Source organism: Staphylococcus marylandisciuri (genome assembly GCF_025519785.1).
GTDB lineage: Bacteria > Bacillota > Bacilli > Staphylococcales > Staphylococcaceae > Staphylococcus > Staphylococcus marylandisciuri.
Genome location: NZ_JAOPKZ010000004.1, coordinates 62,395 through 75,285, shown reverse-complemented (window position 1 = coordinate 75,285; position 12,891 = coordinate 62,395). Strand labels below are relative to the sequence as shown.

The following is a 12,891-nucleotide window of genomic DNA, read 5'->3' as shown; positions in this document are numbered from 1 at the left end:
AAATTAACCCTGCTATGATTAACCAGTAGTCAAATGCATCACCTCTAGAACCCGAACAATAAAATACATAGACAGTGCTCATCTAAAAAGGTATATTATAACCAGAAAGTAAATTAACTATAAAGTAATTTATCAACCTCGACTTATAATGATCTCATTAAAATCAGAGAGTAATTTTTCCTTTTTATTGTAAGTATAGAACGTACCATAATAATAGAGAAATACATATATAGACTTTCATATACATAGGCACTCCACCCTTAAATCCCACTCCAAAATAGATAAACAAATACAAACCATATGCTATTTAATCGACTCACGTGAACCTAATTAAATGTGAATGCCTAATGTTCTCTATACATTGTCTTTGAATATCTTCTAAATCCATATTTTCACCTCCTAATTAAATACTGATTTAAATCCACTTGCTACTTGACCCCAACCATTACTAAATGCATCTTTTGTTTTGTTTAAACCACTATTAATCCCATCTTTGACATGATCTTTTATAGCTTTATCTCCTATTTTAAAGTCAGCTGCCATCCCTACAAATCCACCTGCAATTGCACCGAGTATTGGTCCGACTACTGGAATTGGAATAGCAGTACCTATAGCTGTACCTGCTGCGATACTCCCACTAGCTATTGATAAATCAACGCCCAGGCTTACTAGTTGTTCTTGTTTTGAATCTTTATTTAAATTATCTGTAAAAGCACTAACGAACGCTATTGGTTTAAATATTTTGCCACCCCCATTCAATAACATCCCTGATTTCCCTAATATATTTTTATTTTTAAAACCTTTTCCAAATTCTTTAACTCCTTGTTTTATATCATCATTCCAATATTTTTTTATATTTTTTTGAAAAGCAGTTGCTGATTGAAAATTTTCTTTTTTCAAAATTGTTTCTCTAAAACTTTGCTTTACAAATGTATTTTTAAATTCTGTTTTTGCCGCTTTTTTCACTTCAGCTTCATCAAAAAACTTTTTAGCATCACCGAATTGATATTGGAAGTTTTTATCTTTTACAATTTGCTTCAATAATTCAGCGCTTTTACTATCATATTCTTGTACTTTAGTCATCCAATTCACTAAATTCCCTTTTTCAAATGGATTGCTTTTAACAAATTCACCTGCATTTTTAATAACGTTCTTAATCTTAATATTTCCTCTATCAGTATTAAAAATTGTAGCCATTTTACTTAAAGTTTTTTTATCTAAATTGTTAATGAGTTTATCCATGTCTCTGATATTCATATATTTACTAAATCCTTTTCTTGCACTACCTCCGCCAATTGCTTTCAAAGCAAAATACTCTCGTCCCGCCGTTAGAATTAAATCATAATTCTTTTTACTTAGACCTGGTACGCTATATAGTTTGTCACTTGTAGACTCCATAAGCTTTTGCCATTTAATGAGTTTTTCACTCGTTTTGTGCCTTATAATAGCATTCTCTATCTTAGAACTTGTAGATTTTATTCTAGCTCTATTTGGAGATAATCCTTTTACATAGGAACTCAAGCCACTTAACTCAGTTATCAAGTTATCTGTTCTATCTCCGTCAATAGAATTATTCGAATCAAAGCTAGTTAATTTTTCAATTGTTTTATCAATATGCTTATTAAATTCGCCCATTTTATTAAATAAGTTATCTTTTTTTATTTCTGTAGCTGTAGTTAATTCTGATACTTTTGCAATTGCTTCATTTGCTTTACTTGCTGATCTATAAACTTCTTTTATTGCATCTTCAATATCAGTCTTATATTCTTTAATTTGATCTTCAACTAAAATTGCAGATTCATTATTATCTACTTCACTTTGAAATTTTTCTATAGACTTAGACATATCCGATTTAAATCGTTCATTTATCTTTTCTATTTTATCAATTGTTTTAATGTGAAAGGTATTAGTATAGGTTTTTACACTAGTGGCAGCTTCTCCTTCAAAGCCTTCAGCATTAACAAGATTTGACATACTGCTGCTTAATGAATTGACTTTTTCATTTACAGAATCTAAAGAATTACTAATACTTTTTTTCAAATTGCGTACTTCACTCATATCTACTTTTAATCCCAACTAAATCCCTCCTTATAATTTCTCAACTTATAATTTAGCTCTCAAAATATTTATTTCACTGGTTAAGGAACTAATTTCACCTTCTACACCAGAGATCTCAATTTCTTTTTTTGATATATCATTCTTTAAATCCGTAATACTTTCATCAAAATCATCTGCAACTGACTTCATTTCTTTATCTATGTCATCTTTATGTGTATCGCTTTTACTACGCGTTTGACCTTTCCAATCTAAATCACTTATTTCCGTCTTATCATATAAACTTTTCGCACTAGTAAAGTCATCTTGTGATGATTCAACTTCCTTTAAAGCCTCTTTTAACCTCCTTAAGTCATCTTTTAAATCAATTAATTCTATTTGTTTCGTACCTCTTTCACTCTCTTTTCTCGTAATTTGTCTTCTGATTTCACCCTTGTTACTCATTTTAATCTCCCCCTATGAGCTATTTATTTGACCTGCTATCTCTTGATCATTTGCAACAATTTCATTAACTGTTGTCTCCATCGCCGATACATCTTGATTTACTATTCCCTCATAATTAGAGATAGCTGTTTGATAATTTTCAAACATCTCTACGTATTCTTTGAAAGTGATTAGATTCGTTTTTGAAAGATTTGCTTCGCTATTGTTCAACATAAGTCCCTGACCATTACTTCGAATACTGCTTATATCTGCAGAAACCTCAGCTTGATTTAATTTAATCATAATGGTTACTCCCCAATAAGTTTGATTTTTTTGTATTCCTGATTATTAACATAGTACATTTCTCTAGCTTTTAATTCTGGTTCTCCATATTGATTTTTAACTTTTATAAATTCTTGTTCTGATATCTTATGCGCTATAACAGCTTGGCTCACTGTTCTAGTTAGCATTTTACTTTCTTTATCAAATGCTCCAACTGTATCAGAGTATAGCCCACTAGCTATAACAAACACATTATACTTTGGCCCTTCATTAAAGAGTGTTCTAATCTCATCTTCAGTCATTCCAGTTGTTTGATTAAAGCGTTTTATATTATTAATAAATACTATTTTTTTATCTTCACTTGAACGTTTACCTTCTTTTCTAGCATCTATTTCATGTTTGAATCCTGCTCTAAGATTACTAAATTCAGAATGCGTTGAATAATAAGAAGTAACGTTATCTTGATAGCTAGCTAAATTCTCATCCACATCTATTAGAATCACTAAATTCTGTTTGCTTAGTATGCTTAAATTATCTAAAATTAGATTATTCATGTATTCTAATTCATTAGGTTCTAATGCAGTAATAATAGATGGTTTTGACAAATCTAAACTCACTAACTCTACATCTTCAAAATCTAAGCCGAGTGGTAATAGATGGTCTTCCAAAATAACCTTTTCTAAATCGTAACGCGCCTTCATATCTTCTAGTAAAACTTTCTCCGGTATCATTGGAATATGTACAGGGTAATCACCGACATAATATTCTTTCATTTGTGCAACTTCATCTGCGATTCTACTGTTATAAGTTTGCCCATCATCCAATTCAAACGGCTGTGCTATCTGCATTTGAGTGAAATTATCATCATTAATCGCAGCACGACCTTTAATATCTTTCACACCTTTCTTATAAGAGCCAATAATATTCGTGAGCTCATTATTTTCAAATAAATAAAGTGCGATACGAGTTTTTATATTTGTGAATATCGCTGACTTAATCGCATTAGATCGAGAGCCTGTTAAGATAATATATACACCTAATGCCAGTCCTTCACGCGCAACTTTAGCCATCATTTCTTCAAATGATTCAACAAATGTTGATTCCTTAACAGTGTCGTAATTATCAATCATGATGAAGATGTTAGGAACAGTTGCTTGTGTTTCCTTATTAAATTGCTCAATATTGACTACACGTTCTTGGCTAAGAAGTTTCTTACGTTCTGATATTAATTGGTTAACTCTCTTAATCGCCTTTTCAATTTTATCTTCTTGATCTACTGTAAAATAATCTGCTACGTGCGGCACATCTGATACAGGCATCAAACCATTCGTTCCGAAATCAAATAAATACATGTGAGCTTGATCTGGACGATAGTGACGTGCTATATCAAATATTGTATTGTGTAAGAACGTAGTACGGCCATAACCTGGACTTCCAATCAAAGCGATATGGCCTGCTTGATTTAACTTAAGTGACATTGGGCCTTGATATTGTTCTTCTGGTACATCCTTAAGACCAATTGTTAATTCTACTTCTGGTGGTTGGTCTGACCATAGTTTTCTAAAGTCACTCTCTATTAACTCCGTTTGATATACCGCTTCAGGTAATGGTGGTAACCAAGGGCGTTTGACATGTTCTATACCTAAACGTTCAGTAACTTGCGCAATATGATCAATAACCGCTTCTAACTCTGTTAAAGTCTCTTCTGGTTCCTCATTGTCTAGACTACTTAAATCCTTATTGATCGCTTGTAATTGGCCAAAATCATTAACCATATAAATCGTCTTATCTTCCACTTCAAGTGCGTCTCCTATAGAGTCATAAACAGAACCGCTCCACGCAGATTGAAATAATTCATAAATTTCATTATTACCTACTTGTAAATAAGCACGACCAGGTAAGGTGATATCTGCTGCGTCAGGTGTTTTTAAGATTTCATTGCTATCTTGTCTATCCTGCACTTTTAACGCTAATTTAAATTTAGAGTTGGACCATATTTGATCATCGACAACACCTGAAGGTTTTTGTGTAGCGAGTATTAAATGTATCCCTAAAGAACGTCCAATACGCGCAGTTGATACGAGTTCTTTCATGAAATCCGGTTGCTCAGATTTTAATTCGGCAAATTCATCAGAAATGATAAATAGATGTGGCATAGGTTCAGTAGCTATACCTTCTTTAAAGAGCTTATGATACTGATTAATATGGTTCACATCAAATTGACCAAATAGACGTTGCCGTTTTCGCAACTCAGCTTTAATCGACGTCAATGCACGCATGGCTTCATCACCATCTAAATTGGTAATTGTACCTACAAGATGTTTTAAATCTTTAAATAAATTAGCCATACCACCACCTTTATAGTCAATTAGTAAGAATGCAATTTCATGGGGATGGAAGTTGACGGCTAACGAAAGTATATACGATTGGATAATCTCTGATTTACCTGAACCCGTTGTTCCTGCGATTAATCCATGAGGACCATGCGCTTTTTCATGTAAATCCAATGACAAAATGTCATCTTTGCCACGCACACCTAAAGGTACTGCCATCGTCTTAAATGTTTCATTTTGTTGCCAACGTTGCTCAACATTTAGTGCTTCCACTTCATTAATATTGTACATTTGTAAAAATGTTATACTATTCGGAATAGCATTTTTTATATGCTCAATATGATTTAAGTTCGCTAAACGTCTGGCGATATATTCTTTGTCTAAGTCACCCATGTCTTCTGGTATGAATTTCAATTGCTTTAATTCTTCCTCTTTCATTACCAGTTCGCCTTCAGTACGTGATTTAATGTCAATAATTGTCTCTACATGCTCTGGCAAACTTTCAATTACATCTTCAACAAAGATAAGCGATATACCATATTCTGATAAATCTTGGTTCACATATTCTAAGATAACGTGGTCTATAATGAGTGACATATCTGTAATCACAAAGATGAGGTGCGGATTGAAAATATTTTTTTCGTTACTCTTACTGTGTTCACGCGCTGTTTGTATACGTTCTTTAATCATGCTATATACTGATGTCAATATCTGATCCCGCGTGCGTTGATCGTATACAAACCCTCTGATATTTTGCGCTTGGAACGTCATATGAGGTAACCATCGTGCCCAATTAAACCACTGTCGTTCATCTTCTCGGATAACAAATAGAAATTCGATATCATGATAACTATGGAAAGTTGCTAACTGTAACATCATTTTTTCTAATTCTTCAATAATGAGATGACGTGTACCGATATATGCAATAGGTCCGTGTGTTAAGTCATTCACTAGTGGCGCTTGTTCTAAATCTTGATAAAATTCATATAGCTCTTTAGCATCATCAAACAACTCATCACGGCGTTGGATAAATTCATCTTCTTGGTAATCTATTTCGAAAGATTTCTCAATACTTGTTATCCCCAATTTGTAATGTAAAAAGTCATGGTGATGTGATGTTTTCTCATAAATACGAGGTGCTTTTGTTTCAACAATATCCTTAATTTCTGGCAATGTAGGATAATGAAAATTCAAACTAAATCGTTGATCTTTGATCGCATTATTGATTTCTGTCGCTTTATCACTCAGATACTGCTTATAATCCTTTTCTCGTTTCTCAACTTCTTCTCTATATTTCTTTTTTTCAGTAATATATGTTGTTATCCCGAAAATAATAGTAACTGCACTCATACCCACCATCATCAGTATATAAATACCAACAGGTCTTACTAAAAAAATCACTACAGTTAATGCAATCATTACGAGTGGCGGTATAATCGATCGCCATAACATTGTGTTATTTTTTTGAATAGGCTGTGGTGGTTTCTCTATTTTTATTTTATCTGTCGGTTCCCGATGAATAATTCTAGGGGAACGATGATAGTCATTAAATTCATCTAATTGAGCATTAGGCTCGTTTCTCATCAATCGAATTAACTGAGACTGCACTGACTTATGTGAACGAATCACAAGTCCTTCTGCCTGAATTTCTATCCAAACTCCCTCTATAAATACATGATCACCTACAAATATCTTTTTGATCTTTCCTTTTTCTAATTCATAGTTCACATATACATCAACACTACTATCATTACTTAACAATAGATATTGTTGGCGCCTAATATTATTGATATTTTTAAACATCAACACACTGGACAAATCATGAACTTCTATATCTTCAAATGAATTTGGCCCAATTGTCATTACATCTTGAGCTGATGGATATTCAAACGCAAGTGTTTCATCATCAGAATAAAGCATTAAATTAATGTTACCATGTTCACTTTTACGTACTAGAGATTGAAATATCGTTGTATGGTTTGCTTGCCACATGCCTGCGTCATTTTGCTCTAAATGAATAACTTCTTCTAAATTTTTAATTGTAATATCTGCGCTGTCATTATTACTAATCGTATACGTTTTATGGTCTTTCAGATTGAGCATTTTTAATTGTTCTTGGTGCTTTATAATTAATTTATGCATCGTGGTGTCTCAGTCCCATACTATTTATTACGTTCGGCCTTTTGTCTTTTCTCTTTATCTTTTTGTGCTTGTTCTTTTTGCTTTTTCTCGTTTTCTTCTTGTTGTTTTATTTTTTCATCTTTTTTCTTATCTGCTTCTTCTTGTTCTTTAGCCTTTTCTTCTTTAGCTTCTTTTTCTTTATCTAAAATATCTTGTAATTTATCATTATATTTTTTCGTTTCTTCTGAACGTTTATCATTTGATAAATCCGGATTATTTTTTATATCACTTAGTTTATTAATTAATGCTAGTTTCATAATGTCGTTGTCGTCTAAATATGTAGCAATATTTAGTGCCTCATCTAGATGTCCTTGACCTAACTCAAACCAATACAGCAAATAATCTTTGTTTGAGTTAGGTGTTACATTGTTTAATAAATTTTCCTTTTTCTTTTTCTCTAACCCTTGTTTATTCGTTTCTATATAACTTGTTGCATAAATATATAACGCTTCTTTATCTAACTTTTTTCCATTTAAATCTTTATAGTCATTTAGTACTTGCGTATAATCTGCTTTCACATAGGATTGATATCCATTTTCTACTTGTTCATTTATTTTCATTACTGAAAAATATATGTATGCCAAAAAGGCAATCAAGCTAATTGTTATAACGCTAACTGTAGTAGCCAACCATTTAAAAATGGTGTATCGTATTTTTCTTACGTATGTGAAATTTTGGGTGTAATCCTTTTGATGCTTATCATATTGACTATTCAAGAATGATTGTAATTCTGTTAGGGATTTTGTTTCTATCACTTTATTTTCAAAAGGCGTGCCTTTATGTAAATCTAAATTGCCTTCAACTAATGCTTCGAATGATGTCTTTTGGTTAAATGCATGAATGATAAGTGCTTTGTAACGCGTTAACAATTCTTCTTCTGACAAAGGTAATGGTGCAACTATATTTTTCAAACCTCGTGTTTTCACCAATGGTAAACCATCTTTTGTAAAATAAAGTTCTTCTGCACCTAAATTAAATGTATATCTCGTATTACCTATATCTTGTAATTTTGATATGTTTAATAAATATCTTAACTTTTCATTTTTGGAAAATGCTTTTATATTTTCAAAGGGTATTGCATGCTCGGAAAGATTATAGTGAATTTGATAGCTATCCTTGAGTTCTGTCACATTAGCATCTATGAAATATTGGCTACGTTGTTCGAGTAAATACATTAGATGATGGTGTTCTGATTTAATTGAAGCTTTAGATATTTCTCTCTTATCTATTCGTTGTATATTTTGATGATCCGTATCTATTGCACTGTCTAATGGTTCAAGTTCATTATTTTCTTTAGACATATTATTAGCCATTTTTCATTCCCCTTATAATAATTTCAAAATATCACCGTCAGCAATTTGAAAATCAATTAATCTATCATTTTCTACTAATAATTGCTTTTTGGTCATCACTTTAACTTGAATTCTCAGGTCGTAAATTTCAATATCTAAACTATCAATTACTAAAGGCAGCAAGCTTTTTAGCGGTAAATATATAGGTACAGCTAAATCGTACGTCCCCAAATTATAATTAGAAAAATCAAACGTCACTTTTTTGTGTTGTCTCATTGTTGTTTTCGTCTCCCTCTTCTAATTGAAAATATGACAAATCCAATTGTTAAAAAAGCTCCTATACTTAACAAAATGTACGGTAATATATTTTTCTCCTGCTTGTTTTGAATATAAGGTTTTTTATCACTTTGCGAACCTTTTTCAGAATTCTTTGTTGAGGTAAACAGTACTTTTTTTATATCATCCAAACGGGCCGATGTGCCGGGCTGAACATGAAATATATTATTTTTAATTTCTTGTTCTTTTTTTAGTTTCTTTTCTTTGATTCTTTCATTTACAGCTTTACTATCTTTATCAAACAATGTTGTATCATATTGATTTAAACCATTATTAATGATTTCTTTATCCTCTTGCTTAACATTAATATCAAGGCTTCCATGTTGTTTATCTGCAGTTAATAACGTCAAGGTCAATAATGCTTCAATCAACATCATAATAACCTCACTTTCTTAAACTGCTTAATAAACATGTTCAATACGAATCCCATAAGGGCCACGATAGCTAATATAATTAAGGCTAGACCCACTGGGTCTTCTGCATTTAAATAATTAAATATCATCGTATCGATATATGATAATGGTGAGAATTTATTCAATCCCTGATTATTACCAGTAGGATTTAAATAATTCATTGTTACAAAGTACATAGCTAGTACTAAAATCATAATAAACATACCAATGGACTTTAATTGTCTTAATAAATAAGTATTAATCAATACAAATACAACCATCGTAATAATAATCATCAACATAAATCTTACTTTATATCCTGATAATATCGCATAACGGTTCAATGCGATGATACCTATAATTATGCCCTCTACTAAACCAGCCGTAGCAATGATTGCAGCGTTAATTAAATTATTCCATAAATGATTATGCCTATTAAAATCTTCTTTAACGATATTCAATGCTCCTTTGGTACGTTCATAACTATAGAATACGTAGCCAGTCATCATTGCTAATAAGTACATGAGTAGGACAAGAATTGTTGAAGACATTGTGTCTTTTGAACTGTTGTTTGCCAATACATTTTCTAGATTTTTCTTCTGTATAGGGTTACTCATAAATGCTTTTAAAGCTTCATTCTGACGAGCCCCGTCTTTAGAATTAGCTAGAACTTTTTCAAAATGTTTTGAAAATAATTGGTTGTCGTTGTCATTTTCTGCCATTTCTTTATTTAAGTCATTTGCTCTTGTTCCAAGTGCCTTACCACTTGCATGAAGTTTGCTAACATTATCATCAAGTTGATTTAACTTTCCGCTTATTGACTCTGAGATAGACTTGGATTTTTGACTGTCTGATAATAATTGCGTACTTCTCTGTGATAATTTACTTATTTCAATATCTAAATTTGTAGATAAAGTTGTGAATTCTTTACCCTTTTCTCGATCAACCTTGGGTTCTACGGGATCGTCATTAAGTGTTTTTTCAGTTTCGCTTAAATCATTAACTAACGTATTGATGTCTTCTTTAATTTTACTCATTTGATCTTTGTTATTAAGAAGTTCATCGATCATCTTATCGGAAGAATCATTCATATCTTCAATTAGATTTAGTAATGATGATTTGTCCATTTTAAAGTGCTCCATATCTTTAATAACTTCGTTAACCATCATGTTTACAATATCTTCATTTTTTATTTTAGGATCTTCTAATTTCAAATCCATGTCTTTAAATATATTATATTGCGCTTTAAATCTATCTAATGAACGTAACTGTTGCTTGACTTCCGCTCTAATTAACTGCCCTTCTAGGTTATGATTAATTGATAAATCGACAACACTTATATTTTCTCCTTCTTGTTTCTCAGTTGATTTCGCTATTGTCCCTTCGTCTGTTTTTTCATTATTTTCATCTTTATTCTTGTTCGCTTGACCAAATATTAATTGTAAACGCATCATTTTATCTTTAAGGAAAGCTTTTTGATATTTATCTTCTGGCTTTAGTTTGGCTACACCTTTCACTTCAATATTATAAGTTCTTCGGGTAGTATCTAATTCGATATTTTGATCTTTTATATCGTATTTTTTACCATTTATCTTCACAGTACCTTCAAAATTAAAATTTGGGTCTGTTGCAATTGTTAACTGATTTAAATCTTTACTTTTTATTGTTTCCTGACGTTCAACATTAACGCCTTTATTAATTAACTTCGTCGTATCATCCGCATTTAATTCTTCATGATAATTATCCTGACGAATGTGTTCACCTGGATGAGATTTATTAAAATCTTCTTTAAATGTTTGAACATCGTCTAATATTTGCTGATACTCAGAAACTGATTCTGGAGACAAACCTGTTTTTTTCAAATCTTGCGCTGACATATTGAGAATATAAAATGCATCGTCACTCGTATGATTATTTTCTATTGCATTGCGTAAATTATTAATCATCGTGTCATTAACTTTTTGTCTTTCTGTGTTAGATGATTCTAAAGCTTCTTTTAGTTCTTTGTTATTGTCTAACTGCGTCTTCATAGACTCTGTGAGTTTTTGTCTATATTCATCAACCATCTCTTCTGTAAATGGTGATTCCTCTTTTTTAATATCTTTCTCTATTTTATTTAAAGTCTCTTTAAAAGCTTTTTTATATACTTTTCTTGACCGATTTTCTATATCTGTCTGTTGATCCAAATGACTATTTACTTGTTTTAATTGGTTAATATAGTTATTGATTTCTACGCTGCGTTTCTGAGATTTATAATCATTCAATGTCTGTTCTAAAGCCGAGATATTTTCTTCAAATAGCGAATTTTGATCTTGCACAATTGTTGATGCTGAACTATTCGTATCAATATTAAAAACACTAGAATCAGAACTTAACAATGAATTATTATAGTTTTGAATCATTTTTGTAATGTCATGATTAGCACCTAATGAATTAACCAAGGCATCTGTAAATAGCGATGGGAAATCATTTAATGGATTGAGTAAATAATCAGAAAATCTATTATATACGCTCTGTTCACGCTTTATAATATCCCTAACGTTTTCTTGAGCATTGTGTAAATTATCAATAATACTTGTTAAATATATCTGAATCAAATATTTATTAAAATCATTTAATACGCTGCCAACAACCTTCTCAGTTTCTCTTGCTACGCTTTCTTTTTGACCTACAGCCGTTTTATACTGTATAGACATTTTAGATGGTGTTTTTTCATCTATTTGCATAGCTAATTTTGAAAAATTCTTTGGTATGACAAGCATGACTTGATATTTACCTTGTTTCAATCCATTTTCTGCAATACTTCTAGATACTGTTTCAAATTTGTATTTATTCTGATAAGATAACCTCTCAATAAATGGTTCACCTAATTTAATTTTTTTACCATTATAAGTTGTTTGCTGGTCCTCATTTACTATTGCTATTTGAATATCTTTATTCTTTTTTACTTCATTTTTAATACTATTTTCAGTTTGGTCACCATTTTTTTGTTGAACAACCATCAAAATTCCCGTGAAAGTTATCAAAACGATTAATATTATGGCTAACGTATAAATCCATTTTTTCTTTTGCATAAGTTGTTCCTTTCAACTCTTTTAAAATATTTAAATTGAAGCCACACTTTGACATGTGGCTCAATATTTTAAAATAATTACTGTAAACCAAAATTATTTGATAACTGTTGGTCATGTTCTTGTACAGCATCAGCAGTGCTATTTAACTGTTGTTTGATTTCTTCTAATAATTGAGCAAACTTATCTACCTTTGGACTTAATTGTTGGAATTGTTCTTCGAAACGACTAAATGCTTGTCCTTCCCAGTTAGCAGCAATTTCACCTTGTGCACGCGTTAAATCTGAAAGTATTTGATGAATTTGTTCAGCACCATTACCGTATGATTGAGACTTAGCTCTTATTTCTTCTGGACTCATTTTAATCATTGCCATAATAAAAACCTCCTGAAATGGTATTAACCAAACTTTTTAAAAGTCACATTTAAAAAAACAAAAGTTTTTAAAGATATGTACTTTAAACATAATAATAACCTAACGGGCTCATGTTGTATACACTTTTATTCAAAATTTTCAAAAAAATGAAA

The 12,891-nt window shown here is 31.2% G+C and carries 8 protein-coding genes and 1 pseudogene; all 9 read right to left on the bottom strand.

The window, feature by feature from the left end; translation table 11 throughout:
* Positions 1 to 399 precede the first annotated feature (399 nt).
* Positions 400 to 2,076: a T7SS effector LXG polymorphic toxin gene (locus N9R04_RS03075; protein ID WP_262855040.1), complete on the bottom strand. Its 1,677-nt coding sequence runs from the start codon at positions 2,074 to 2,076 to the stop codon at positions 400 to 402.
* Positions 2,077 to 2,103: 27 nt separating this feature from the next.
* The gene (locus N9R04_RS03070; RefSeq protein WP_262855039.1) at positions 2,104 to 2,499 is read right to left on the bottom strand and encodes a YwqH-like family protein; all 396 of its coding nucleotides are present in this window, start codon (positions 2,497 to 2,499) and stop codon (positions 2,104 to 2,106) included.
* A 12-nt stretch (positions 2,500 to 2,511) separates the two neighbouring features.
* Entirely contained in the window at positions 2,512 to 2,781 is a 270-nt protein-coding gene (locus tag N9R04_RS03065; RefSeq protein ID WP_262855038.1) for a TIGR04197 family type VII secretion effector, read from the bottom strand.
* Between the two features lie 5 nt (positions 2,782 to 2,786).
* Complete coding sequence (gene essC, locus N9R04_RS03060; RefSeq protein WP_262855037.1) at positions 2,787 to 7,235, bottom strand: type VII secretion protein EssC; 4,449 nt, start codon at positions 7,233 to 7,235, stop codon at positions 2,787 to 2,789.
* A gap of 20 nt (positions 7,236 to 7,255) precedes the next feature.
* Complete coding sequence (gene essB, locus N9R04_RS03055) at positions 7,256 to 8,587, bottom strand: type VII secretion protein EssB (protein ID WP_262855036.1); 1,332 nt, start codon at positions 8,585 to 8,587, stop codon at positions 7,256 to 7,258.
* Positions 8,588 to 8,599: 12 nt separating this feature from the next.
* Positions 8,600 to 8,842 (bottom strand): EsaB/YukD family protein, encoded by a 243-nt coding sequence (locus N9R04_RS03050; protein ID WP_262855035.1) that lies wholly within the window; start codon positions 8,840 to 8,842, stop codon positions 8,600 to 8,602.
* A pseudogene (gene essA / locus N9R04_RS03045) lies at positions 8,814 to 9,276 on the bottom strand (type VII secretion protein EssA). The gene N9R04_RS03050 and the pseudogene essA overlap by 29 nt, the downstream one beginning before the upstream one ends.
* Positions 9,276 to 12,368 carry a type VII secretion protein EsaA gene (gene esaA, locus N9R04_RS03040; protein ID WP_262855033.1) on the bottom strand — a complete coding sequence of 1,031 codons (3,093 nt, stop codon included), beginning with the start codon at positions 12,366 to 12,368 and terminating at the stop codon, positions 9,276 to 9,278. The pseudogene essA and the gene esaA overlap by 1 nt, the downstream one beginning before the upstream one ends.
* A gap of 77 nt (positions 12,369 to 12,445) precedes the next feature.
* Positions 12,446 to 12,739 (bottom strand): WXG100 family type VII secretion target, encoded by a 294-nt coding sequence (locus N9R04_RS03035; protein ID WP_262855032.1) that lies wholly within the window; start codon positions 12,737 to 12,739, stop codon positions 12,446 to 12,448.
* Positions 12,740 to 12,891: the final 152 nt, after the last annotated feature.